The sequence below is a fragment of the Myxococcales bacterium genome (assembly GCA_022184915.1).
Lineage (GTDB): Bacteria > Myxococcota_A > Polyangia > Fen-1088 > Fen-1088 > JAGTJU01.
In genome coordinates, this window is sequence record JAGTJU010000001.1 from 787,566 (window position 1) to 811,544 (window position 23,979).

The 23,979-nt window shown below is 65.8% G+C and carries 19 protein-coding genes; 6 read left to right on the forward strand and 13 right to left on the reverse strand.

Going from position 1 to position 23,979, the window contains the following annotated elements; all coding sequences use genetic code 11:
* Positions 1–262 precede the first annotated feature (262 nt).
* Positions 263–1,441, forward strand: a complete 1,179-nt coding sequence (locus KA712_03295) for an MFS transporter (protein ID MCG5051963.1) — start codon at positions 263–265, stop codon at positions 1,439–1,441.
* 63 nt (positions 1,442–1,504) lie between these two features.
* On the opposite strand, the gene KA712_03300 is transcribed toward KA712_03295, so the two are convergent.
* Together KA712_03300 and KA712_03305 are read right to left on the reverse strand one after the other, a co-directional pair.
* Positions 1,505–1,861: a GFA family protein gene (locus KA712_03300; GenBank protein ID MCG5051964.1), complete on the reverse strand. Its 357-nt coding sequence runs from the start codon at positions 1,859–1,861 to the stop codon at positions 1,505–1,507.
* Positions 1,862–1,911: 50 nt separating this feature from the next.
* Positions 1,912–2,229: an SET domain-containing protein-lysine N-methyltransferase gene (locus KA712_03305; protein ID MCG5051965.1), complete on the reverse strand. Its 318-nt coding sequence runs from the start codon at positions 2,227–2,229 to the stop codon at positions 1,912–1,914.
* A 216-nt stretch (positions 2,230–2,445) separates the two neighbouring features.
* Between KA712_03305 and KA712_03310 the strand changes: the two genes are divergently transcribed.
* On the forward strand, positions 2,446–4,842 hold the full coding sequence (locus KA712_03310) for a glycoside hydrolase family 3 C-terminal domain-containing protein (GenBank protein ID MCG5051966.1): 2,397 nt from the start codon (positions 2,446–2,448) through the stop codon (positions 4,840–4,842).
* A gap of 49 nt (positions 4,843–4,891) precedes the next feature.
* Entirely contained in the window at positions 4,892–5,389 is a 498-nt protein-coding gene (locus KA712_03315; protein ID MCG5051967.1) for a hypothetical protein, read from the forward strand.
* A gap of 49 nt (positions 5,390–5,438) precedes the next feature.
* Here KA712_03315 and KA712_03320 read toward each other — a convergent pair whose 3' ends face one another.
* The 4 genes from KA712_03320 to KA712_03335 all read right to left on the reverse strand — a co-directional run bounded on the left by KA712_03320 (position 5,439) and on the right by KA712_03335 (position 14,190).
* On the reverse strand, positions 5,439–10,703 hold the full coding sequence (locus tag KA712_03320) for a DNA repair ATPase (GenBank protein ID MCG5051968.1): 5,265 nt from the start codon (positions 10,701–10,703) through the stop codon (positions 5,439–5,441).
* Between the two features lie 52 nt (positions 10,704–10,755).
* The gene (locus KA712_03325) at positions 10,756–12,930 is read right to left on the reverse strand and encodes a hypothetical protein (protein ID MCG5051969.1); all 2,175 of its coding nucleotides are present in this window, start codon (positions 12,928–12,930) and stop codon (positions 10,756–10,758) included.
* Positions 12,931–13,016: 86 nt separating this feature from the next.
* Entirely contained in the window at positions 13,017–13,697 is a 681-nt protein-coding gene (locus tag KA712_03330; GenBank protein ID MCG5051970.1) for a YqiJ family protein, read from the reverse strand.
* 130 nt (positions 13,698–13,827) lie between these two features.
* Positions 13,828–14,190 carry a hypothetical protein gene (locus KA712_03335; protein MCG5051971.1) on the reverse strand — a complete coding sequence of 121 codons (363 nt, stop codon included), beginning with the start codon at positions 14,188–14,190 and terminating at the stop codon, positions 13,828–13,830.
* A 58-nt stretch (positions 14,191–14,248) separates the two neighbouring features.
* Between KA712_03335 and KA712_03340 the strand changes: the two genes are divergently transcribed.
* The gene (locus KA712_03340) at positions 14,249–14,776 is read left to right on the forward strand and encodes a DUF1801 domain-containing protein (protein ID MCG5051972.1); all 528 of its coding nucleotides are present in this window, start codon (positions 14,249–14,251) and stop codon (positions 14,774–14,776) included.
* Between the two features lie 73 nt (positions 14,777–14,849).
* Here KA712_03340 and KA712_03345 read toward each other — a convergent pair whose 3' ends face one another.
* From KA712_03345 to amt, 3 genes are all read right to left on the reverse strand, one after another.
* Entirely contained in the window at positions 14,850–16,343 is a 1,494-nt protein-coding gene (locus KA712_03345; protein ID MCG5051973.1) for an OmpA family protein, read from the reverse strand.
* A 106-nt stretch (positions 16,344–16,449) separates the two neighbouring features.
* Positions 16,450–17,187, reverse strand: coding sequence for a hypothetical protein (locus tag KA712_03350; protein ID MCG5051974.1), 738 nt, complete (start codon positions 17,185–17,187; stop codon positions 16,450–16,452).
* Between the two features lie 345 nt (positions 17,188–17,532).
* On the reverse strand, positions 17,533–18,876 hold the full coding sequence (amt, locus tag KA712_03355; GenBank protein MCG5051975.1) for an ammonium transporter: 1,344 nt from the start codon (positions 18,874–18,876) through the stop codon (positions 17,533–17,535).
* Positions 18,877–19,026: 150 nt separating this feature from the next.
* Here amt and KA712_03360 point away from each other — a divergent pair, with 150 nt between their 5' ends.
* Positions 19,027–20,091: a serine/threonine protein kinase gene (locus KA712_03360; protein MCG5051976.1), complete on the forward strand. Its 1,065-nt coding sequence runs from the start codon at positions 19,027–19,029 to the stop codon at positions 20,089–20,091.
* Here the strand turns inward: KA712_03360 and KA712_03365 are convergent.
* Both KA712_03365 and KA712_03370 read right to left on the reverse strand, forming a co-directional pair.
* Entirely contained in the window at positions 20,088–21,047 is a 960-nt protein-coding gene (locus tag KA712_03365; GenBank protein MCG5051977.1) for a glycosyltransferase, read from the reverse strand. The genes KA712_03360 and KA712_03365 overlap by 4 nt on opposite strands.
* 2 nt (positions 21,048–21,049) lie before the next feature.
* Positions 21,050–21,547, reverse strand: a complete 498-nt coding sequence (locus KA712_03370) for a hypothetical protein (protein MCG5051978.1) — start codon at positions 21,545–21,547, stop codon at positions 21,050–21,052.
* Positions 21,548–21,646: 99 nt separating this feature from the next.
* Between KA712_03370 and KA712_03375 the strand changes: the two genes are divergently transcribed.
* Positions 21,647–22,168: an FHA domain-containing protein gene (locus KA712_03375; protein MCG5051979.1), complete on the forward strand. Its 522-nt coding sequence runs from the start codon at positions 21,647–21,649 to the stop codon at positions 22,166–22,168.
* A 48-nt stretch (positions 22,169–22,216) separates the two neighbouring features.
* Here KA712_03375 and KA712_03380 read toward each other — a convergent pair whose 3' ends face one another.
* Positions 22,217–22,960, reverse strand: a complete 744-nt coding sequence (locus KA712_03380) for a hypothetical protein (GenBank protein MCG5051980.1) — start codon at positions 22,958–22,960, stop codon at positions 22,217–22,219.
* A gap of 53 nt (positions 22,961–23,013) precedes the next feature.
* Positions 23,014–23,958: a discoidin domain-containing protein gene (locus tag KA712_03385; GenBank protein MCG5051981.1), complete on the reverse strand. Its 945-nt coding sequence runs from the start codon at positions 23,956–23,958 to the stop codon at positions 23,014–23,016.
* Between the last annotated feature and the right edge of the window lie 21 nt (positions 23,959–23,979).

Here is a 23,979-nt window from a genome sequence, read left to right on the forward strand (position 1 = left end):
CGCCGATCTCGCATCATGAGGGCTCGATGTCGACGAAGCCCATGCTTCCCACCCTTACGTATTGGTGCGGCCGTAAAGCCGTAGCCATCCGTCTCGTTCACGAGACCGGAGGGGACCTGGGACGCGTGTGAGCGAACGTTCGCATCGAACTTACCCAAACCCCTCCCGCCGACGCCGGAGGGGTTTTTTCGTTGTGGCTTCTTCCTCATCGCTTCGCCCCTTCGTCGCTTTCCCCAGGGCCGCGGGACCCGGAAGACGAGTCATGTCCACGTTACCGATTTCTACACCGCCTCAGGTTGCCTCCCTCGCTTCGGCCGCAGCGCCCAAGGTCTTGCTGCACCCCGCGTTCGTGCGCCTGCTCTTCGTGCAATCAGCGCTGGGCTTGTCTTTTTCGGTGTTTCTGATCTTGCCGAAGCACCTCACGGTGGGGCTGGGCGCAGGACCTTTCGAGATAGGCTGGATCATGGCGCTCTACGGTGCTGCGAACATCCTGCTGGCAAAGCCGTTGGCGCGGCTGCTGCGGCGGGTGGGACGCAGGCGGTTCATGCGCTTGGGGGCGTTGTGCACGGCCGTGGGGGGCGCGGTGTTCATGTTCGTGGATCACGCGGGGCTCTTGGCGGGCTTCGGGCGCTTCGTGCAGGGCATCGCCTGGGCGATGATCTTCACGGCGGGCAGCGCCTTGGCTGCCGACCTGGCCCCTCCGGGGCGCATGGCGCAGGCGATGGGTGTGTTCGCCAGTGCGGTGTTGGCGATGAACGCCGTGGGCCCTCCGCTCGCCGAGCCGCTGCTGGCCGAGGGCGGCCCGATCGTGGTGTTCGGCATTGCTGTGGCGGCGGCGCTGCTGGCGTTCGTGCTGGCGGGGCGCTTGCCGGCTGATGGGCCCACGCTCGAGACGGCCCAGGTGACGCCCGCGGCGGGGCGTGTGTTGCCTGTGCAGCTGTGGGCGCTGTGGGCGGTGTTGGGGTTTTCCTGCGCCACGATGTTCTCGTTTCATCAACCACTGGCGCTGCAACGGGGCGTGCTGCGCGTGTCGGATTTCCTGCTTGGGTACACGGTAACGGCGCTGGCGGTGCGGGTGGTGGCGGGGCGCTGGCTGGATCGGGTGGGATACGAGCGGGCCTGTCGGGCGTCGTTGGCGCTCTATGGTGTGGTGGTGGCAGGCACACAGCTGATGGCGCCGGGTACGATCGCGGTGCTGGGCGCCGTGTTCGGGATCGCCCACGGTACGTTTTACCCGTCGTTCATGGCCCTCTCGCTCGCACGTGTGAGCGCGGACGAGCGGCCCTTGCTGATGACCACCGTGAACGTGGCCTTCAGCGCCGGCAGCCTGCTGGTGGTGGCGCTGGGGTTCGTGGCCGAGCAGGTGGGGTTGCCCCTGGTGTTCTCGGGTGTGGGGGCGGTGACGCTGGCAGGGCTTTGGTGTTTGAGGCGGCGGGGCTGAAGCGCCAGGCGCCGGGGACGTGGGCTCCGGCGCCTGGGTTTCGGGGCGTTCGCCTTGCGACAATCAATAGGAGCGGCCGTCGAACTTCTGAACCTTCAGGGTCTCGAGGTCCACGCCTTCGAGGCACCGCACGTTGATCGCCACCGTGGGAGTGCCATCGGGGCGTGTGCCCCGCGCAAACGGTTTGATGCCGCATATCGAGCAGAAGAGGTGGTCGATGACGTGTTTGTTGAACCGATAGTCGGTCAGCACATCGTCTCCGCTCAGCAGCGAGAACGCGGGTCCGGGCACGAAAGACAGAAGCGTTCCGCTTCGCCCACACATCGAGCAGTTGCAGGCCACTACGGGGCTCTCGAGGTCGACCTCCACCTCGTACTGGACCTTGCCACAATGGCAGCTTCCCCTGTGTTTCGTCGTCATGAACGAAGTTTACACAGGACGAAGGTGCGCGCCTAGGGGCTCTGCGATCGCTACTTACCCTGATCCCAGTCTGGCCCGTAGTTGAAGGTGATCTCGTCGCCGGGGTTGATGCGCTTTTTGGCCCACAGCTCATCGCCCCAGAAGTCTGCGTTCGGCTTGCTCGAATGATTGACGAAACGCAAGGTTCCTTTGCCGGCGATGCGCACTTCGTTTCCGTCATCGTCGTAGGTGTAGAGGACGTAGGCGCCTTCTTTTTTGGTCAGGGGACCCTCGTAGATGCCGATGAGGTCTCCTTTTTTGAAAACGCGGGTGGCGAACACCCCGCGGCCATGGATGCGGCTCTTTCGGACTTCGTATCGTAGTGACATGGATGGTGCTTGCTTGAAAGGGATTCGAGAGAGGGGGTCATAGTCGATGACGCCACGGCCGTCGACGCCCCCGACCCTCCCGGGCTGACCCCACGTCGCGCTTTCTTGCCACGAAGTCGAACACGGGCGCGAACCGATTGGCTAGATTGAACTGGCATGGGGCTTTCGCATGTCCTGAGAAAAAGAGTAGGCCTCGGTCACAACCGGGGCGCCCTCATGGGGGGAGCTTGTGCCGTCCTTTTCGGCTTCGGATGCCATGGCGGAGCGATCAAGCGAGAGCGTTCACCCTCCTACGCACAGGCGCCCAAAGCGGCCCCCGCCCACCGCCCCCTTGTGCCCGCCGCGCAGGAGGCGTTCAGGGACCCCGCGCGCTCCATCGATGAGCGCGTGGCCTCGCTCCTTGCGCAGATGACTCTTGCAGAAAAGGTGGCGCAGGTCTGTATCAAGCCGTGGCCAGCGTATATCGACCCAGAGGGGCGGCTCGACCCCGTCCGGGCCCGCGAAGTCTTGGCCGAGGGGCTCGGCATCACCGGGCTTCCCGCAGACAAGTTTCCGCCCTCTGTACACGCGCGGATGGCGAACGAGATCCAAAGCTACCTGCGCTCCCATACCCGCCTCGGCATCCCGGCCTTGCTGGTGGGGGAAGGGCTTCATGGCGCCTTGGTCAAAGGGGGCACCCATTTCCCACAGGCCCTCGCGCTGGCCAGCACCTGGGACCCTGCCTTCGTACGCCGCGTATACGAGGTGGTGGGGCGGGAGATGCGGGCCCTCGGCCGCAACGTGGTGTTGGCCCCCGTGGTGGACGTGGGGCGTGAGCCTCGCTGGGGGCGCACCGAGGAAACGTTTGGAGAAGATCCTTACCTGGTGGGACGCATGGGTTTGGCGGCCGTGCAGGGGCTGCAGGGCGAGGCTTTGCTGCCAGGGAGCGGGATCGATAAGCAGCACGTGGCTTCGGTCTTGAAACACTTCGCGGGGCATGGCGCGCCCGAGGGAGGGCGCAACGCGGCCCCTGCGAACCTCGGGCTTCGTCACTTCCGGGAGGTGCACCTTGGGCCCTTCGAGACCCTCGTCAAGGGAAGCGCCGTCATGGGGATCATGGCCTCGTACAACGAGGTCGACGGCATCCCCTCACATGCGAACCGCTGGCTTTTGACCGATGTCCTGCGGGGCGAGTGGGGCTTTTCGGGTTTCGTGCTGGCCGACTCGAAAGGCATCGCCCAGCTGCGCGACTTTCACGGTGTGGCCGAAACCGTCGAGGACGCAGCACGCATGGCGCTGTGGGCGGGTGTGGATCTCGAGTTGGCGAACCGTGACTTCGCCTATCCCACGCTCGCAGCGCAGGTCGAACAGGGGAGGGTCTCGGTTCACATGCTGGACCAGGCCGTGGCGAGGGTGCTGCGCGCCAAGTTTCTCCTGGGGCTTTTCGAAGATCCCCTGGTTCCCGAAGACGAGGCTCCGGAGGTCGTGGGCGCACCGGCTCACCTCGCGCTCGCGCAAGACGCCGCCGAGCGTGCCCTCATCCTGCTGAAGAACGAACACCAGGCTCTGCCGCTCGACGTGCACCGCGTGCGCCGGCTTGCCGTGATCGGGCCGAACGCGGCAGACATCCACCTCGGGGCCTACTCAGCTGAACCCAGGGAGGGCATGGGCGTGAGGGAGGGGCTCGAGCGCTATGCGCGAGGTCGGTTCCAGGTCACATATGCCGAAGGCGTTCGCATCGTGGAATCCGAGGCCACCTTCTGGAAGGACGGGGAGGTGACGGCGGCGGACCCGCAGAAAAACCTGCGGCGCATTCAGGAAGCGGTTCGTGTGGCACGGCGGAGCGACGCCGTGGTTCTGGTCCTGGGGGACAACGAGACCACGAGCCGTGAGGCGTGGGAGGACGACCATCTGGGCGATCGAGACAGCCTGACCTTGCTGGGGGATCAGGTGCAGCTCGCCGAAGCCATCGTGGCCACGAGGAAACCCGTGGTGGCGCTGGTCCTGGGCGGACGGCCCCTCGATCTCTCTCCTCTTCACAAGCGCGTGGATGCGGTGCTGCAGGGTTGGTATCTGGGCCAAAACACAGGTCTCGCCGTGGCGCGGGTCTTGTTTGGCGACGTGAACCCAGGAGGCAAGACCCCCATCACCTTTCCGCGCGGCGTGGGGCAGCTTCCCGCAACCTACGACCACAAGCCCTCGCGCGTACGCCGCTACCTTGGCGCCGACGAAGGCCCTCTTTATCCCTTCGGCCATGGCCTGAGCTACACGACCTTCGCGGTGGGCGCGCCCCTCTTGGGGGCGGCTTCGATTACCACGTCCGAAACCGCGGTCGTCACCGTCGAGGTCACCAACACGGGCAGCCGGCCGGGTGACGAAGTGGTTCAGCTCTACGTCCGCGATCAGGTGGCCTCGGTCACGCGGCCCGTCAAGGAACTCGAGGACTTCGCACGGGTTCACCTGGAGCCGGGCGAGACCCAGACCGTCACCTTTCGCTTGCCCGCCCGCGCGCTCGCGTTTTTCGGGCGCGACGTGAAGCGGGCCATCGAGCCTGGGCGCTTTGACGTCCTCGTGGGGCCGAATTCCAAGGACCTCGAGGGGGTCGAACTCGAGGTGCGGGCGCCGCCGCGCTGAGCGGCCAGTTATTTGCCCTTTCCCGGCCGGCCAGGGCACCCTGGGCCGCATGAAGACAAAATCCCTCCTTACGGCAATCATGCTCTCCGGCGCGGCTTCGGCGCCGGCCTACGCACAAGACGGCGCGGGCGGAGCCTCTTTGGGGCTTGGGGCCGAGGCCATGCTCACGGGACCTGGCGGCGCGGCGCTCGTCTACGACATGGGGCAGCTGCGCATCGACGGCATCTTGAGCTTCGTTTCCGCCAACGGCACGAACATCGGTCTGGGGGGCCGGGCGTTGTGGGTGGTGCACAAAGGGGCAAACTCGGACTTTTCCCTCGGAGGGGGCCTTGGATTCATCAACAGCGATCCCGACGGCCCGGCCGACTCCACCACCGACCTTCACGTGGATGCGATCGCCCAGGTGCGGGCTTTTCTCACGGACAACGTAGCCGTGAGCACGTCCTTTGGCTTCGGCGTGGCCTTCAACGACGGCGAGGAAGACAACCGTTTTGGTTTCGGGGCCCAGTTCGTTTCCAGCGCGGGGCTGGTCTACTACTTCCGCTGACCCCACCCGAAGGCGCACGCCAGCGAGGCCAAGGCCTCGAGGGGTGCGCCTAACCGGCCGAGCCCACGGTGCCGCGTAGAGCGCCGAGAAGCTGTTCCACCTTGCGCTCGAGCGCCTGGCGGTCTTCCATGTTGCGGGCCGCCGCGCGTACGAGCGGGATGAGCGTGCGTTCGACGATGGCCACCTGCTGGCCGAGCAGCTCCTCTATGCCGCGCGGAGGTTCCTGGTGGATCGCCAGATTGACCGGGCGTTTCTCGATGGCGTGCAAGATCGCGTCGAGCCGGCCGAGGTGGTCGGCCAACCACGGAGGCAGGCCATCCCCTTCGGGCTTGGGCGTGGCGCCGCTCGGGCTCACCTTCTCGAGCGCACCGCGGATGCCCTGCAGGTGGCTGCCGAGGTCCGAGAGCTGACCTGTCACGCGCGTGACCGGATCGTCTTCGGCGCCGCCCAGCTTCTTGACCCGCAGGTACTCGCGTTTGATCTCCGCCCAGCGTGCCGCCTGGACGGGAGTCAGGCGGCCACGGAGCTCCGCCAGTTTGAGCAGATTGTGTTCAGCGCCCGTGGTGAGCGTCTGGGCCTCGCCCACGTAGTGATCCTCGATGAGCCGATCGAGCTCGTCGGAGGTCATGGCGGCCACCACCTTCTCGGCAAGCTTGTTCATGTTGCGGTAGCTGCCTTGCAGCTTGAACGGAGGCTCGGTGCGAAAGCGGTCGTCTGTGGACGCCGAGGTGATGTACGTCCGGTTGACCTCCAGCAAGGTCTTTTGCACCGCAAAGAGGTGCTTGAACACGGCGACGATCTCGCCAAGTTCAACGGCGGCGTAGTCGTGGGCCAAGCCCGTCGTGGGCACGGCCTCACCCTGGGCCATGCGTACGAGCTTGTGGATGTCACCGGGATCCCTGGTGCCGAGCGGTTGCAGCACCGGATTCGATGTGATGGCGTTTTCGATGTAGCTGAGCGCGAAGACGTCGTCCTTGCCCGAGAGGATGTCGCCCAGGTTGTAGGTGTCCGCCCGGTTCGCCAGCATATCGGGGATCTGAAAGCGATCTCCCGATTCGGTGTAGGGGTTGCCGGCCATGACCACGCAGAAGCGCTTGCCGCGCAGGTCGTAGGTGCGGGTTTTCCCCTTCCACACGCCCTCGATGCGTCGTTGGGCATCGCAGAGCGAGATGAACTTCTGCAACAACTCGGGGTGGGTGTGCTGGATGTCGTCGAGATAGAGCATCACGTTGTTACCCATCTCGAGCGCGAGGTTGATCTTCTCCACCTCTTGCCGGGCCGTGGCGTTCGGCGCCTCCGCGGGATCGAGCGAACGCACGTCGTGCCCGAGAGAGGGGCCGTTGACCTTCATGAACACGAGACCCAGCCGGCTGGCCACGTATTCCATCAACGTGGTTTTGCCGTATCCCGGTGGGGAGATCACCAGCAAAAGACCCATGAGGTCCGTGCGTTTTTTCTCGCCCGCCGCGCCCATTTGTTTGGCGAGGTTGTCGCCCACGAGAGGTAAGTAGACCTCGTTGACCAGGCGGTTGCGTACGAAGGACGTCAGCACCTTGGGCTTGTACTCATCGAGGCGCAGCCGCGCACGCTCCCGCTCGACGAGCGCTTGCCGGGCCACGCGAAACGCACGAAATCCAGGCACGCGTTCACTACGGAAGCGTTCGAGGCGGGGCAGGAAGGTGTCGAGACGCAGCTCACAGCGGCCACCTTCGATGCGCCCGTGGCTCCCCACGAGACCCTCGACGACGAGCACGGTGCGTGCCGCGGTCTCGCTTCTGTCGACGCGGCCCTCGGTGAGGAGTCTCACCACCACTTCGTCCGTGAAGTGCCCGGACCGGGGATCTGCCGCCGCGTCCGCCGCCGCGGGCCGCCCGACGAACGCCTGCACCCAGGCGCGCGCCACGGCGAGACGGGCGGGCAGCTCGCCTCGCAGCTGGCGCAGATCTTCCTCGAACGCCACACGGTGGCCGTCCCGATCGAGCTGGGCCACGAAGGCCGTGTGCACGGCGACGGCTTCATGGCTGCACACGAAGCGGGGGGCGTCCGTGCCCAGTTCTTCAACCAGATAACGGGCTGCCTGCGCGGTCAGTCCCTGGCCCGCAAAGCCAAGCCCCTCGGCGAAGACGCGCAGCGCCCCGTCGAGCTCGGCGGCCAGCTCTTCGTGCGCCCCCGTCGGCCCGAGGCTCGTGCGCAGCCGGGCGAGGCTGGCGGCGCGTCGGTGCCAGGATGTGCGTGGGCTGTCGGAAGGGGCCTCGACCCAAAACAAGACCGCCAAGGCGCGGGCCGAGGGGGCAAAGCGCAGAAGGCCCGCGCTGTCACGCAGCTCGAGCAGGCGATCCAGCAGCAGGGCTGCATCCGCGTCGTGCACGCCCCGTTCGTAGCCCTCTTCGTAGCGTGCCGCCGCCGCTTTTCGCACCAGCGTCGTGAGCCCTTCGGGGCTGCGTCGGGCTTCGTGGAGCGCAGCGAGCGTGGCGCCGTCCGTGCCTGCTTCGGCGTCCAACAGCAGACACGCCGCCAGGTGCTCGGCTCTGTAGACGTCGGAGGTCTCGGAGATGAGCGTTTGCGACCAATAGGGCTTGGTTGCCAGGAACGCCTCGTCGGCCACGGCCTCGCGAAAGTCCGTACCCGTGATGGCGAGCTCCATCGTCTCTTGGGTGGCGTCGGGCACGAGGGTGAGCTCGAGAGGCTGCGTGTTGACGGTGAAGCGGTGTTTGCCGAGGCGAAGGACATTGTCGCCATCCTCGAAAAGGTCGAGCTTGTCCTTGAGGCTCCGCAGGGCGTCCTGCTGTGCGCTCTTGACCTTGGCAAGCAGCTCGTCGCCCCGGGGGCCTTCGCCGAGGTCGGCGAGGCGAGCTGCCAACTCCCGCACTTTCAGGATCATCGGATCGGCGGCGAAGTAGCCGTTGAGCTCGTCGACGCTCTTCAGCCCCTGGGTGCGTCGCTTGACCCCCTCGAGGATGCGTTCGGCGGCCGCCACCAGGTGCGTTGCGCGGCGCTGACGCTCGTCGAGCAGGCGCTGTTTTTTTTGGCTGAAGGCCTCGTACACCTCTTCGCGCTTGGCGGCCAGGGTGCTGAGATACTCGTCGAACTCGGAGAAGCGAGACTCGAGCTCCTCCATCTGAACCATGAGCCGTGACAGCTGCTCGTCGCACGACTCCGGGGACTCTGCGAAGCCCACGGCGCTCGTGACGGTCTGATCGAAGAGCTTGAATTGGGCCGCGAACTCGGACTCGCCCTCGGCGCGGAGCAGGGTCTTCCGTCGCGCCTCCAGGGTGGCCCGCAGGCGCCCCCACTGGCCGTACGCCTCCGCGATGCGCTCCAGGATCGTGGTGCGCACCGTGGGATCGTCGACGGCCAGGCCGCTCGTCACCTCCGACAGAACGTTGAGCCCCTGATTGAGCGCCTCGACCTTGCCGGCCAGGGGCGCAAGCTCACGGGTCTTCTCGATCTGGCCCACCCGCGCCGTCAGGTCCGCGAGTTCGCCCATGACAGGCCCAAAGGCGTCGTCTCGGAGCAAGAACTGCACCGCAGCCTGGCTCACCGTCTCGAACGCTTTGACTGTCTTCGCCTCGAGGGCGTCGACGGTGGCGCCGTCGACGTAGCGCACCTCCTTGAGACCAATCAGGTGGCCTCGCTCGGCCCGCAGCGCGCTCAAGGCCTCCATGTACGGCGAGATGGCCGACCAGCTGTCTGGTCTCAGGGTCTTGTGCAGCTCGGCCTGGGTGCTCTTGGCGGCAGCCAGCTGCTTGTCGGCCTGGGCCCGCAGCGCCTCGACCTTCTCGAATTCGTCGACGACCAGCTCCGCCGTGTGGCGGATCGCCGACAGGGGCTCGAGCAGGTTGCCCCCCGGTGCCAAGGCCTCACCCAACCAGTGATGAAGGTCCAAGGTGCGCCCAATCTGTGCGATGAGGTCTTCGTAGACCTGCCGGCTTGGCGAGGTGTCTTCCGCCAAGCGCCGGATCGCGAACGCGTCCGAGATGCCGCGCACGAGCTGTGAGTTGCCCACCTTGCCAAGGGGGCCAGTGACCTTCGGCGCCCGCGCGGCGTGCTCGTCGCTCAGAAAGGGCGTTCGCCAGACTTGCATGGGGTGGACGCGCGTCGGCTCGTCGGACTCGGAGCGGAACACCACCATGCGTCCGTCCTCGAAGAGGCTGTAGCCATGGCAGCGCAAGGGCGTCGAGACACGTTTTTCGATGAGGTTGTAGACGAGCAAGGTGTACAGCCCGTCGGATCTGCGGTGAAAGACGTAAAGCACGTCCTCGCCGTTCGGGGCGCGCACGCTGCGTTCGAATTCCAGGCCCTGAAAGTCTCCCTCGAAGACTTTGTGCTGGCCATCCTGAAGGCAGTACCCGCCCGGAAAGATGATGCCGTGGTCTTCCGGAAGCTCGACGCACGCATGCCCGATGGCGTCGATACGGCTGACGTGACGGGCCCGTGTTGCGTAGACCAGGTAGCGTGTGACCTTTTCGTTGAAGGGGCGGATGCGTAGCAGAACGAGAGCGCCCACCCGGGCGAACGCGATGGCAGCGTCGTCGAGTGCCTGCCGGGGATCATCGACGGGCTCGTTGTAGATGCCTTGCCCGTCTTCGGTGTTGTTTTCGACCTTGATCGTGAGGGTGCCGCCCGTGGTCTCGACGAAGATCGTGTCGAGCACGTTGACGTGGGGAAAGCGTCCGCCCACGTGCATGTCGCGCGTGGCTTCGATCCACTCGAAGGTGTGTTGCGGGGGAAAAACGAAGTCGCGCTCACCCCGGTTGTCGATGTACGAGGGCGCTCCGTCGCGACCCAAACCCCACCGAAACACCCGCAGGTCGCCCGGGTTGGGCCCCATGCGAAAGATGGCCAGGACCTTGGTGTCCGTGCGCGACAGCTTCGTGAGACGTGCGTGCTTGTAGTATCTGTAGAGCTCTTGAAAATCGGCAACGAAGCGTGGCTCGGACAGCAGGGACAGGGTCGGATCGCCGGTCTGCACCGGCACGAGATCCATGTCGCCATCCACGGACTCGAACCGGTGAAGCCCGAAGACGTCGCCCACAGCGGTTTCCGTCTTGAGGCCGAGAAACACGTTGTAGCCGAACAGCAGGTCGCCTCGGACCATCAGGATGTCGGCCGGGACGCAGTTGTTCTCGGTGCGCGCGCGATGGCTCGATAACACCGCCCATTCCGTGCTGCCGAAGGCAGCCTTGCGGGCTTCGTTGAGCGCCTGGGCGCGCTCGGCCAGGGCCCGAGCCTGCTCGATGAGCCGCGCCCGAATGACCTCGTATCCATCACCCACGCCGCTCGTGGGCCGTTGCGTTTCGATTGTTTCAGCCATGGCCGGCACCTGCCGCGGGAAGGCGACCTTTCGCCCCCCGCGGTCTCGCGGTTTATTCGAGACCCAGGTCCTGGGCCTGCGCAAGCAGGCGCTCGAGCGCCATGCGCTTGGTGCCGTCCGCGGCCTTCATGACGTGATTCAAGGCCGCCACCACGCTCAGGTTCTTCAGGGCCTCCGTGGTGAGCGCGGGCCGGCTCAGCACCTCTTTGAGGTCCTCGCGGAGGCTCGCTTCGCCGCTCGTGTACTCATCTGCCATTTGGCCCAGCAGCTGGCTGTTGCCCACGGCGCCGTCGAGCGCGTGCCCGAGCGAAACGGCCTTGAAGAACTTGTCGAGGAACGCACCGTCGCCGCCCACGATGTTGATCTTCGCCTCGGATACGGCCTTACCCATGACGGTGGCCTGCTCCTCGGCGATCGAGACCCGCGCCTTGAGCGACTCGAGGGCGACTTCGGTCTGCTTTTCGAGGCGCATCCTGAACTCCTCGTGTTCGCGCGCGTCGCCCTTGAGCTGCTGCATGGCCTCTGCCTTCTGCGAAAGGCCCTGCGCCTCGGCGGCCATGCGCTCGCGAATGGCCGTGGCCTGCGCCACGCCGACCTTCTCGATGGCCGCCGCGTCCGCCTCCTTCACCTTGATCTCGGCCAGGCCCTGCGCCTCCACGCCCGCGGCCTCGGCTTGCAGCATCTGCTGTTTGGCGTGCGCCTCGGCCTGGCCCACCTTTGCGATGGCGCTGGCTTGCACCTCTTTGCCCTTGGCTTCGGCCTGGAGCTGCTCGAAGGTGATGCGGGCTTGCGCCAGCCCCACCTTCTCCGTGGCCAGGGCATCGGCCTCCTTGACCCGCACGCGGGCCAGGCCGTCGGCCGCGGCTTCGGCTTGAACACCCTCGGCGATCCGCAGCTTGCTCCGGGCCACGCGGTCGGCGGCTTCTAGATCCGCATCGGCCTTGACCACCGCTTGCTTCGCCACGAACTTGGCCACCTCGGCTTCGGCTTCGGCGTTCTTCAGCTTTGCGATGACCTGCTCTTGAGCTTTGCCCTCGGCAGTGATGAGGTGAGCGTCTTTTTGTCTCTTGGCCTCAGCGAGTACGCGCAGGTCGCGAATGCGCTCCTCTTCCTCTGCCACCTGCTTTTCCACCGCAATGCGTCCCGCCACCGCGTCTGCGATGAGCTTGCGTTCGAGCTCGAGGGCCTTTTCCTTCTCGATCCGTTGCAGCTCGACCTCACGTTCGCGCGAGATGGCCTCGAGGTCGCGGTCTTTCGACACCCGTTCGTTCTCGACTGCCACCACACGCTCGCGGTTCTTCTGGGCCACTTCGACCTGCCGCCGGCGGTTTTCGTCGGCGATCGCAACCTCTTCTTCTTGGCGGATGCGGGCCACTTCGGCTTTCTGCTTCTCTTCGGCCTGAACGCGCAACGTCTCGGCGCCCTCGCGCGCTTGGATGCTGGCGATCTCGCGCCGCTGGCGGGCCTCCGCGTCCGCACGCTGCTTCTCGAGCTCCATGATGGCCTCGGCGGCCTCGACGTTCTTCTTCGTGATCGCCTTGAGCTCTTCTTGCTTGAGATCATTCGTGCTGACGTTTTGTCCCGCTGTGATCTCGGTGATTTTTCGGATCCCCTGCGCATCGAGGATGTTGCTGGGATCGAGGATCTCGAGAGGGGTCTGCTCGAGAAAGTCAATCGCCGCATCGTCGAGCACGTAGCCGTTGAGGTCTTTCCCGATGACGTCGATGATCTGGTCGCGAAAATCGTCGCGCTTCGTGTAGAGCTCCTCGAATTCGAGGCGCTTGCCCACGGTCTTGAGCGCTTCGGAGAACTTCGCCACGAAGAGCTGTTCGAGCGTCTCCGCATCGGAGGCACGGGCGCAGCCGATCGCCTGAGCGACCTTCAAAACGTCTTCGGCGGTTTTGTTGACGCGTACGAAGAAGTTCACGCGGATGTCGGCGCGGATATTGTCCTTGCAGATGAGGCCCTCCTTGCCCCGCCGATCGATCTCGATCGTGCGGACGGAGATGTCCATCACCTCGGCGCGATGGATGACCGGGATCACCACGGCGCCCGTGAACGTAACCGTGGGCTCGGTACGCAGGGTGTTGACGATCAAGGCGCGGCCCTGATCCACCTTGCGGTAGAAGCGAGAGATGAATACGCCCACGACCAGGAGCAGCGCGGCCATCGCGCCGCCCAGCAGCAGGGCCATTTGCAAGGTCTGATTGTCTAGAATGTCGCTCATCGGAGCCCTCGAGTTGTTCTGTTCTGACCGGCTGAAGGTTTGCCAGGCGGGTCACGCCCGGTCCTCGAACATGGTTTTCCGAAACGTCAGGTGTTGGGAGGTTCCCCGCCCTGGGGCGCAGGGGAGTCGCGGGCAGGGAGTACGTCGTCGAAGCGCTCGACCTCGAAAGCCTCCCGCTTCACATCCCACGCGACGAGCACCACCCGCTCACCTCGTGCGAGCGCGGTGGCCGGCGTGGATCGGATCTCCACGATGAGTCCAGCCCCGCCGTCGTCCACGCGGGCCTGACCGAAACGCGCGTCGACACGGCCCGTGGCCACCTCACCCAACTTGCCTACGAGGTGCGCACGCCGGGGCGCTTCGTGCACCTTGAAGAGCGGCCGCAGCGGTCGTACCAGGACACCACAAAGAGGCAGCGAGACCACGAGCAGGCCAAAGGCGATGATCGCTCCCGGCAGGAGGGCGACGGGCCCTGTCAGTGCGAGGGTGAAGTGGCACGCGACGAAGTTGAAGAGCGCCACGGCCGTGCCGTAAACGGTAAGGGGCACGTGGCGAAGGCCGAGGAAGTTGAACAGCCCCGCCGCTGCGCCGAGGCCTGCGTCCGCCGGTGTGCCCGCCGCGTCTCCCACGCCGTCCGCGCCCCCGAGCGCTTCCACGTCGAGCGAGCCGCCCGCCACCAACAGCCAGTAGAGCAGGACGAAGCCAAGGGCGACCGTCCAGAGGACCGTGGGGTAGGCGAGTGCAGCCGCGACGAAGGCCGTAAACATGGGGGTCGCGACTATATCACAGCACGCGTCACGGCCGACGACTCAGGTGTAACGGAGACGTGAACGCAGGGAATCGCGATCGTCTCGTCATGCGGGCGGTTCTTCGTTCGCGTGCAGACCGCACATACGTTCACGCCGAAAGGCACTGTGCGAGGTAAGCGATGTTGCGAAAAACTCTTGTTTTCGCAGCACTTCTGGTACCATCGGCTTCCATGGCGATGAAGCGGAAGGCTGGTGGACCATCGAGGCGCCCGAAAAAGTCCTCGAAAAAGGCCAAGGGCTCGGCTGTGAAGAAGGCCGCAAAGAAGTCCAAAAAGGCGGCTAAAAAGGCCACGAAAAAGGCGGCCAAAAAGACAAGCAAGAGGGCAGGCAAAAAGGCCGCCAAAAAAGCGAGCAGGAAAACGGCCAAAAAAGCCGGGAAAAAAGGCGGGAAAAAAGCGGCCAAAACGGCAAGCCCCCGGGGCGCCAAGAAGGCGTCCAAGCGCGCTGCCAAGAAGGCAGCCAAGAAGGTCGCCCCGAAGGCCAGCAAGGCGAAGCGGGCTGCGAAGCCGGTGGCATCTGCCCCAGTGATCGAGCCGACGGGCGAGTCCTCCTCTCCGCAGGGCGCCGAGTCCAGCGGCGATGCAGGTGGTGCTGCCGACGGCGACGCGGAGCCTGACCCAGAACGCCCCCTTGAACGCACCCGGAGACGGCCTGCCCGCCATGGGGGCCTGACAGTTGCCGACTACGCCGCCGCTCTCGTGGGCTGGAAGGCGAAGGCCGTCAATCGTTTGCGCGCCATCATCGCAGAGGCCGCTCCTGAAGCCCGCGAGTCCATCAAGTGGGGCCAACCGACCTACGAGCTTGGTGGCCCGTTCTCCTACATCGCGGTCTTCAAAAGCACCGTGAACTTCGGGTTCTGGCGGGGCGCCGAGCTTCCAGGCGAGGGCTTGCTGGTGGGGGGCGGTCAGGAGATGAGGCATGTGCGCCTCACCGAGACCACCCCGCTCGATGACTCGGATTTCATCGAGCGTCTGGTCTCATTGGTGAGGGCCGCAGCGGCCTTGAACCGGCTTGGCGCCGAAGCCTCGGGCCCGTAGGCGGACAGGACCCGAAAAGCGAAACGCGGAGCCACAGGGCTCCGCGAACGCTCCTGTCATCGAGAGCCGGGGCTCATAGCTCCCAGCCGAGCCGCGCGGAGGCGGACCAGCTGTCGAGATCTCCGTTGCCCGAGACCGCGCTGTCGACCAATTGCTCGTCGAAGGCGAAGCGAGCGGTTCCCCGGATGTCGAACAGAAAGCCTCCTGCGTGGATGCCGAGGCCGACGCCTGCGGGGACGAAGAAGACGTCGTCACGGCTGTCGACCCCGGACAAGTTCACGTCGTCGTTGACGAGTTGGTAGTGGGTCCACCCCCCGCCCCCGAAAATGTAGGGCTGGACGGTGGTGCGGGTGAAGTTGATGCGCAGGTTGGCCTCGCCCCCGTTGCCAATCAAATTCGCATCACTCGACAAGCCGGTTACGTCAGTGGGTTGAGCTGAGCCCACGTAAGCCGCCTCGACGGCCACGAAGGAGCGGGTGCCGTAAGTCAGACGGGCCTCCCACAGGCCCCCAAGGCCCGCTACGTCGCTCGTGTCGGTGTTGATGAAGTTGGTGATGCCCCCTCCCACGCTGATTCCAAGACCGGCAGGCGTGAGGAGGTGAGAGGGACGTTCCCTCCACAGCATGGTCTCGCCTGAAGACCCTTCGTAGTCGTAGGGGTCGTATACGCGTACCGTGACGTCGGGGTCACCCGTCGTGCCCGTGTCCGCCTGGGCGGTGGGGCCGTAGCCCGATGAGGAGGACTCTTCGGCGAGGGCGCTCGCACCGTCGCTGTCGCTGGTGTCGGCTCCGTCCATGGGGGTCGTGCTGGCCGCCAGGCTACGTGTGCCGGTGTCGCTGGTCCGGGGGCCTTCCTCGTCCGCTTGCTCCCCTTCGCTGCCAGGCGAAGAGACCTGTCCCACCTCACCGGTGCCTTGTGTTTGGCGACTGACGTTCGTTGCCGGGGCGCCTGCGCCGCTTTGGTCGAGAGGGATCACCACGGTCTCTCTGTACACGCCGATGACATCAGGGGCCTCTCCGCTTCGCCTCGGGGCACCGGGGTTCAGGCCTTGGGTCTCCGTGGCGACCTTGAGGACCTTTTGGTTCATACCGCCACTGCGGGGCACGGCCTCTCCCGGTCCGGCCACCTTCACCTGATCGTCGTTGCCGTTGGTGAGTTGGCCTTCAAGGAACGACTCGGCGGCCTGGGCGCGACGAGCTGCCAGAGCGCTTCCCTCGGACTCGGCCTCGGGCGATGTTCCGCTCGCGGTGATGTAAACCTGTCTTTGGCTATTGCCCTCGAGCCACGTCGCGACGTCCTTCAGTTTGTCCTTCGCGGCGTCGTCCAGCGTCGCTGAGCCCGCCGCGAAGGTGATCGTGGACGCCTCGGTTTTCATGCCAGCCCCACGGGATGAGCGCCCAGGCTTGGCCTTCGGCGGCGCTTGCATCGTTCCTGTGCCGCTTGTCCCTTCGACGCTGGGCCCCCCTGTGGGAGCCTGAGTGTCCATGCCACCCCCTTGGGTTTGGGCCTGTGCCACGGCAGGCGTGATTGCCAGTACGGCGAGTGTTGCGAATGCGAGTGTTTTCATCTCTCCCCTCCTCCCATCGACCTTCAGAGAAGGCGTTGGCCACCAGGTTGGTGCCAACGCCCGTTGTTCGCGTCCGCGGCGGGTCTTCGTGCCAGCGGCGCCTCGGCTACCACATGACCGTGTAGCCGACGTTCATCGTCAAGGCGTTGCTCACTTGAACCAGCTGACCCTGACCCGAGTCCGTCACATCGTTCGTCGAGTAGATCCAGCTAATCGCAGGCGTCAAAATGCCTGACCTGCCCACCATGACGTTGACTCCGAGGCGCGGCGCCACGGCAAAGCCCAGGTCGACGTCACTCGAGTATGTGCCACCCAAGCCGATGCCCAGGAAGCCAAAGAGCATGTCGTTGAAGGGCAGGTGGTAGCTGGGCTCGAAGAGCAGCTTGGCGAACGTGGCATCCGAATCATCGGCGTTCACGTAAGTGATGCCCAGGATGGCCGACAGCTCCAGGTTGTCGGCGATGAACCACCCGATGCTAGGTGACACGTCGATGCTCTGAACGTCGTTCGCCACAGTGAAGCCTACCGAGCCACCGAGCTCGAGTACGCCCGCACGAGCATAGGCGACGGGGCCGCCAATGCCCGCTTGCCTGATGATGCCTGGAGACTCTTCACCGCCCACGGGTCGCGGAGGCTCTGGGCGTGGATCCAAATCGGGCTTACCCTCTTCGGCAGGGTAGGAGTCGATGGCCTCGGCTTGGTCTTCTGCCGAGCCGGTCTTTGCGGTGTTCGTGTCGTCGTCTTCTGCTCCTTGCAAGCCCTGCCCCTCTTGGGCTTGTGCGAACGCGACGGCGCTCGCAAAGAACAGGCCTGCAGATGCACTCATCATCGCGAAAGTCTTCATGCTCGTCTCCTGAGGTTCGAGTTGGCGTTGCTGTGCTCCTCACGCACGAGGCGTGCCAACCTCCTGCGGCACGGGCGCGTCGTTCGAACGTTTCGGACCCTACACGGCGCGTGCCTCGACCCAACCGCTTGAAAGGAACCGCCGAACCGACAAAGGTCGGCCGAATTGCCGAAGCCGCTCCGAGGCCCGCTGCGCGCGATGGGCCCCACCCCGAGCGGGCAGAGCGGAGGTCATGGTTGCGGGCTCGTTACGTTTGTTACGAGGCACAACAAGAGCGCCCACACGCCATTTTGCGAGGCGAGCGTGGCTGGCGCACCGGCAGGTTCCAACGCCCCTGTTGGTCGGTCAGGAAGGCGGACGGGGGGAGGGGCCCCGGCCCATGAGGTCCGGCGTGAGCTCGACGCCCAGCTCCTCCTCGGTGGCCGTGACCCTCAACCCAATGGTCTTTCCCACCAGCGTAAAGACGAAGGCGGCGTTCAACGCGGCCCACACCAGACAGACGGCCGCGCCCAAGGCCTGAATGCCGAGCTGATACAGCCACGGGTGGTTGAGGCGTTCAGGCCGTCCGAAGAGCGCCACGGCCAAGACGCCCCAGACTCCGCAGAACCCGTGTACCGGAACCGCCGCAACGGGATCATCGATCCTCAGCCGGTAAAGCATCCAGTCGTAACTGAGATTATGCACCAGGCCCGCGGCCGCTCCCACCGCCAGTGCGGCCAGCGGCGTGACGACGTGGCAACCGGCGGTGATCGCCACGAGCCCGCCCAGGATGCCGCCCAGGAACTTCTCGGCGACGTCCTTGCGACCCGGAAAGGCTTGCGCATGCGCAAAGGCCACGAAGCCCCCCATGGCGCCCGCCAGGTTGGTGTTCAGGATGATCCGCGCCACGCTGGCATTGAACGCGAGGGTGCTGCCTCCATTGAATCCCCACCAGCCCATCCACAGGATGAACACCCCCAGTCCGGCATATGCGATGCTGTGGGAGCGCAAGGGGCGCGGGGCACCGTGGGCGTCGAAACGTCCACGGCGAGGCCCCACCAAGGTCATGCCGACGAGCGCGAACCACGCGCCCGTGGAGTGGACCACCGACGACCCCGCGAAATCCATGAAGCCCAGCTGTTCGAGCCACCCAGGGTTATTCGGATCGAAAGCACCACTCCAGACCCAATGACCAAACACCGGGTAAACGAACCCCGCGAGCCAAATACACCCGACCAGGTACGCCATGAAGCTGGTGCGCTCGGCCATGGCCCCTGAGACGATCGTGGTCGACGTTCCTGCGAAGGCGGCTTGAAACAAGAAGAACGTCAGGCCCAGGGCGTGATGATGCCGTTCGAACCCTTCAAGCGCGAAGAGGTCTGTCCCGAGCAGGCCCGACAGAGATCGGCCGAAGAGAAAGCCAAAGCCGAAGAGGAAAAAGAAAAGGGTGGTCAGCACCCAGTCGATGAGGTTTTTCATCGCCACCGAGGTGCCGCTTTTTCTTTGTGTGAGCCCCACCTCGAGGCACTTGAAGCCGGCCTGCATGAAGAACACGAGGACAGCGGCGAAGAGCACCCACAGCTCGTCCAAAGAGGGCAGGGCCGCGGGCGCGCCGGACGCGGCACGGGCCGACGAGGCCTGGAGCAAGCACAGCGCACCTGTTGCCAGGGCGGCGCAAGGACGCGGACGGAAGGCGCGCCGGGCGAGCATGAGTCGCAGAAGGGCTTCGGACGTCGTGGGGGGGACCTTGAGCGACCGAGGTGAGGCGTCGTTGCGAGTTTTCCCCGCGGAAACAATCACTTTTTTCTTCAAGAGTGACCTGTCGAGGGCCGATAATAACGCAGACGCCGGACGCGTCCCATGTCCTCGAGAGGGTTTTCAGTGGGGGAGATCCTGGGCGGAAAATACCGCCTGTGTCAGCTCGTGGGCGAAGGCGGTATGGGAAGCGTATGGCTTGGCCGCCACCTGCTCCTCGATCGCGCCTGCGCCGTGAAGCTGCTCGGTGCCGGAGCGGGCCCGCTCACCGCCAAGCGGGAGCGGTTCGTGCGCGAGGCGAAGATCGCGGCCTCGGTTCGTCACGCCAACGTGGTGGACCTCTTCGACTTCGGCGAGACTGAAGGTGGCGAGTTCTTCATGGTCATGGAGTGGCTCGAAGGCGAGTCGCTCGCAGAGCGGCTGGCGCGTCCTCCGTTGATGGGCATGCGCGAGCTGGTCTCGATCCTGTCGGATGTGCTCTCGGGTCTGGCAGCCGTTCACGAAAGAGGCATCGTTCACCGCGACCTCAAGCCCGAGAACATCTTTTTGGCCCGCGAGGGCGATACGATCATCCCCAAGCTTCTCGACTTCGGCATTTCGCGCTCGAGTGGATGGGCCGGCGACGCGGGGCTCACGGCCGCCGGAAACACGGTGGGCACTCCCCACTACATGTCACGCGAGCAAGTCCGGGGCGTACGCGATCTCGATGGACGCGCGGATCTCTACAGCGTGGGTGTGATTCTGTATCGCGCGGCGTGTGGCCGTTTTCCTTTCGACGACGACGAGCTCACGGGCCTGCTGATGCGTGTGGCAGAGGGGGAGGCTCCGCGTCTGCAGCCTCTGCACCTGGACATTGGGGACGGGCTGGTTCAGGTGATCGACAGAGCTCTCTGTTCGGATCGTGCGGGGCGGTTTGCGAGCGCGCTCGAAATGCGGCGGGTGCTGTGGGCCGCTGCGGGCTCGATTCCTGCCGGACTGCCCGCGGTCTGGGGCTTGCCTGGTTCTGGGCTGCCCTTCGATTCCCCGGGGGGCGCGCCTGCGGGGTCCTGGGGCAATACCGCCACAGACGGCTCGTCCACCTCGGTGGGCATGGCCCACTGGCGGCGCCTCGTGCCCGTGGGCATCGCCTTGGCGGTGGTGGGCGCTGCGCTTGCGCTTACGCGCCATTAACGCCAGGCGCCCGCGCCTTGCTCGTGCCCGTTGAGACCCCAGCAGGTCCGCAACGCTTCGGCTTGTCGCGCGAAGGTGAAGGTGTGGGCCATGGCCATGGCGTTGGCGCGGAGAGGCTCGAGCTCTGCGGGGGCGCGCTTCAAGACGGTGAGCGTTTGCGCCACCGCGCGCGCGAGCGCCAGGGGGTTTTCGTCAGGCACCCAGACGCCGTTGTCGGGGCGGGCGAACGCTGCGCCGCCGCCGCCGGTGAAGCCCACCACCACGGCGCCGCACGCCATGGCCTCGAGAGGAGGCAAGCCGAAGCCCTCACGGTGGCTGGTAGACACGTAGACGCTGCTTTGCTGGAGAATCGCGGCCGTTTCGGCCTCAGATTTGTTTTCGATGGGCACCCAGGGCACATCGCGGAGCTCGGGGTGTTGGTGATGAAGCAGGCCTCGCACGATGCGCAGGTTCCAAGCACCCTTGCGGGGCATGAACGCAACTTGCAGAAGCCTCTGCGCGGGTGCAGGCGCGAGGCGGTCCAGGTCGAGCGCATAGGGCACCACGGCGGTTGGCAAGCCGAAGGTGTCGCGACAAAAGGTGGCGATGATGTCGGAACTGGCCAGCACCCGTGTCACCCCGAAATCACTGTAGTGAGCCTCGGGTTCGAGCACCTCGAAGACGTGGTAGTGGTTCTGGCAAAAGACCACCTTGAGCAGCGGGACCTGTCGCAAGGCCAAGAGTGCGGCCGGGTAGTCTTCGGGGACAACGAGGGTGTCGTCCTCGCGCAGAGACAGCGCGGTGTTTCCGTCGATGACGGGTGCCGACGAGGCAAACCAATCAGGACGCTCCGGCGCGAAGTGCACCACCGCGGCTTCGCGCCCAGAGGCCACGAGCGTTTCGACGTGGTGGTAAATCGTGCGCACCCCGCCGCGGGGTTGCCGCACCGAGGGGCACACGTAAAGGATGCGTCCCATGGTTAGAGCATCTCCAGCACGGCCGGCGTGGTGGCCTCTGCCACCCAGCCCTGCTTGGTGCTGACCCTCGCGTAGACCGTGACCTTGCGCCCGTCCAGCTCTTGCGGTGTGCCGAGGCTCGTGGCGCGCAGATACACCGGAAACTCGGTGCACCAGCCGGTGTCCGTCTCACAGACCATCTGAAAGCGAAACGACTCTTCCACGGACAGCCCGGTGGTCGTGTCGGTGACCCTGACGAGCGCCGTCACGTCTGCGCCCAGATGCTTGGCCCGTAGCCCCATGCGTAGGAAGAGCCCCGATTGTCCGCTGCCTGCGTAGCGGATGGGTTCGCCGGGCTCCAGTGGATCGAAGCTGAGCTCGGTCTCTGCGTCCGGGGTGCCCAGCCGCACCTCGGGAGGGCCGGGGGGCTCGCCGCCCTCCGTGTCGTTGCCCCCACAGCCGAACAGCACCAGGACAAGTCCCCAAACGGCCGCGGGCAGGCGATGATTCACGTAATTCACGCCCGCCAGGATAGGGCAAGTCCAGGACGCTTGGCCAGGCTTCGGAGGTCCTGCAGGTCCCGGGAAGCGCGGGCCTCAACCGCAGCGCGAGCCCTGACGATGACTCAAGACGAGCCGCCCGTGCCCGCTTACCTCAAGGACTTTGCCAAAGTGCTCAAGGAGAAAGGCGCTCGCGCCTATCTCGACGCAGCCCCATCGCCCATGCTCGTTCTCCTGGGATTGGCTCGTCAGCTGCGCGATGGCCCCACGGGGGAAAAGACCACCGTCGCCACATCTCTCAATGAAGAACTCGAGGCGAGCGCCTTGGTGGGCCGCGTTTTCTTCGTGGCGAAGGCGGTTGCGGGGAGCCCTGGCCCCGTTTCGCTGGGGCGCACGTCCGAGACCGACGTGCACATCCCGGAGTACTCCATCTCCAAGCGGCACTGCGAGATCCTCCGCAGGGAGAGCGGCTGGGCGATTCGTGACACGGGCTCGACCAATGGCACGGAGCTCGACGGCGAAAAACTCGTATCCGGCCTAGAGGCGCCCCTGGTGGGAGGTGAGACGTTGGTCCTGGGCCGTTTTGCCTTTCGCTTCGACACGCCCCAAACACTCCTCGAGCGTTTGCGCGCGAGGGACTGACGCGGTCTGCTCGAATGACCCAGGCCGGCCCCGGTTGCCTGTTGGGCCTCAGCCGCGGCGCTTCGGAGGCCGCCGCCCGGAGGGCCGGGGCGGCGGGGAGGCAAGGTCTCGCGGAGGGCGGATCGGAAGCCGCTGCTTCTCGCCGACGTACACCGCGTGGAGGCGTCCTCCCTGTCCGCTGCGTTGGCGTGCGAGGGAAAAGCCTGCCGCGGCCATCCGCTGCTCGAAGGGACGATCTGGCTCTTCGGACCACACCGCGAAGATGCCGCGGGGGGCGAGCGCATGGTGGGTGAGCGCCAGGGCCGCGGTGCCGTAGAGAGGATCGCGAGGGCCGTTGAGCGCGTGATGAGGCCCTTCGTAAAGGTCGATCACGATCGCGTCATAATGGCCCGCGGGCGCGCGGGCGATGGTATGCGCCACGTCGCCCACGGACACCTTCACCCGCGGGTCCAGGACGGCGGCGTGGGTGAGAGGGGCGAGCGGGCCTCGGCACCACGCGACCACGCGCTCGTTGAGGTCCACCACGTCCACCCGGGCGTCGGCGGGCAGGTGGTCGAGGGCCGCGCGGAGCGTGAACCCCATGCCCAAACCGCCGATGAGGACGCGCGGTTTGGAAAGTCCGAGGAGGGGTTCGCAGGCTGCCACCGCCAGCGCGTCCTCCGAGCGGTGCGCGCTGCTGGTCATCAGCACGCGGCTGTCGATCGTGATGAGGAAATCCTTTTCGCCGCGCTGACGCAGCTCGAGCGGGCCTTCGGGGGTGTCCACCCGATCCAGGGTCGTCCAGGGGCGCATGGGGCTCCGTGATAGCACCTCGGCCCGCGCCCTGGCGAGCGACGCTGCGCCTGTCAGGGTGTGGCGAAGAGCTGGAACTCCTTGATGCCCGTATTGCCTCCCGTGGTGTCGACCGCCTCGAGTTTCACGAGGCGCGCCCCTTGCGGGGCCTTGAAGGCGAATTTGTAGAAGTTGTCAGGGTCAGGCGTGAGGTAGGGGCCTGCCTGAGCCGCGCCATCGAACGTGAGCTTGAGGGCCTTGATGATCGAGGTGCCGTCCGACATCTTGCGGCTGCGAAAGCCGAAGCCGACCAGCGTCTTGTTCGCACCAAGGTCGACCGTGAGCGATGCGGCGTTGCCTTCGCCTTGGCTCGACCATTCGGTGGCCATCATGCCGTCGATGGCGTTATTGGCTCCAAAACTTCCCTCAGGGCCCGTATTTCCAAAGTTCGAGCTGACTGCGGCGATGGAGGCCCCCGAGGCGAGGTCCCCCACGTTGACCCAGGCCGGTTCGCCGGGGGCAGCGGCCGCCGTGGTGAAGGTGCGGAGCTCCGACAAAAACGTCTCGCCGCCGGGTGTGGTGGCCTTGGCGCGAAACGCTATGGGTGTGGCCGGGGGGAGATCTTCGAGCGGCACCTCATGCGCCAGGGCGTAGGGATTGGCCGGGTCCATATCGGGATCACTGGCCGCCCTGTCGAGGGACGCGGCGGTAAGGCCCCACAGCACCTCGCAGGTGGTGGGAACGCTCGTATCGAAGCGCACCACCGCACGGCGGGAGCCAACCTCCTCCACCCGCAAGTTCAAGAACTGCACGCCCAGGGCCACGTCGGCGCCCCCATCGGACGGCGTCGGGCTCGAGCCAAGGGGTCCCCCTTCGGGAGCCAGGGCCGCTGCATCGGAAGGTGGCGGGGCGGTGGCGGCTGGGGGTGAAGCCGCGTCGTCACAGGCGACGGCGAGCATGAGCCAAGGCGCCAGAACCAGCGTCGGACGCCACTTCGTGGAAGGAGGGGTGTGGTGCACGAAAACAACTACGCGGGCACG

Excerpts from the sequence above, each read along its gene's own strand:
- KA712_03360 (MCG5051976.1), top strand. The coding sequence starts at position 19,027 with ATGTCCTCGAGAGGGTTTTCAGTGGGGGAGATCCTGGGCGGAAAATAC.
- KA712_03295 (MCG5051963.1), top strand. The coding sequence starts at position 263 with ATGTCCACGTTACCGATTTCTACACCGCCTCAGGTTGCCTCCCTCGCT.
- amt (MCG5051975.1), bottom strand. The coding sequence starts at position 18,876 with ATGCTCGCCCGGCGCGCCTTCCGTCCGCGTCCTTGCGCCGCCCTGGCA.
- KA712_03320 (MCG5051968.1), bottom strand. The coding sequence starts at position 10,703 with ATGGCTGAAACAATCGAAACGCAACGGCCCACGAGCGGCGTGGGTGAT.
- KA712_03305 (MCG5051965.1), bottom strand. The coding sequence starts at position 2,229 with ATGTCACTACGATACGAAGTCCGAAAGAGCCGCATCCATGGCCGCGGG.
- KA712_03310 (MCG5051966.1), top strand. The coding sequence starts at position 2,446 with ATGGGGGGAGCTTGTGCCGTCCTTTTCGGCTTCGGATGCCATGGCGGA.
- KA712_03325 (MCG5051969.1), bottom strand. The coding sequence starts at position 12,930 with ATGAGCGACATTCTAGACAATCAGACCTTGCAAATGGCCCTGCTGCTG.
- KA712_03350 (MCG5051974.1), bottom strand. The coding sequence starts at position 17,187 with ATGAAGACTTTCGCGATGATGAGTGCATCTGCAGGCCTGTTCTTTGCG.
- KA712_03300 (MCG5051964.1), bottom strand. The coding sequence starts at position 1,861 with ATGACGACGAAACACAGGGGAAGCTGCCATTGTGGCAAGGTCCAGTAC.
- KA712_03375 (MCG5051979.1), top strand. The coding sequence starts at position 21,647 with ATGACTCAAGACGAGCCGCCCGTGCCCGCTTACCTCAAGGACTTTGCC.
- KA712_03380 (MCG5051980.1), bottom strand. The coding sequence starts at position 22,960 with ATGCGCCCCTGGACGACCCTGGATCGGGTGGACACCCCCGAAGGCCCG.
- KA712_03315 (MCG5051967.1), top strand. The coding sequence starts at position 4,892 with ATGAAGACAAAATCCCTCCTTACGGCAATCATGCTCTCCGGCGCGGCT.
- KA712_03330 (MCG5051970.1), bottom strand. The coding sequence starts at position 13,697 with ATGTTTACGGCCTTCGTCGCGGCTGCACTCGCCTACCCCACGGTCCTC.
- KA712_03365 (MCG5051977.1), bottom strand. The coding sequence starts at position 21,047 with ATGGGACGCATCCTTTACGTGTGCCCCTCGGTGCGGCAACCCCGCGGC.
- KA712_03345 (MCG5051973.1), bottom strand. The coding sequence starts at position 16,343 with ATGAAAACACTCGCATTCGCAACACTCGCCGTACTGGCAATCACGCCT.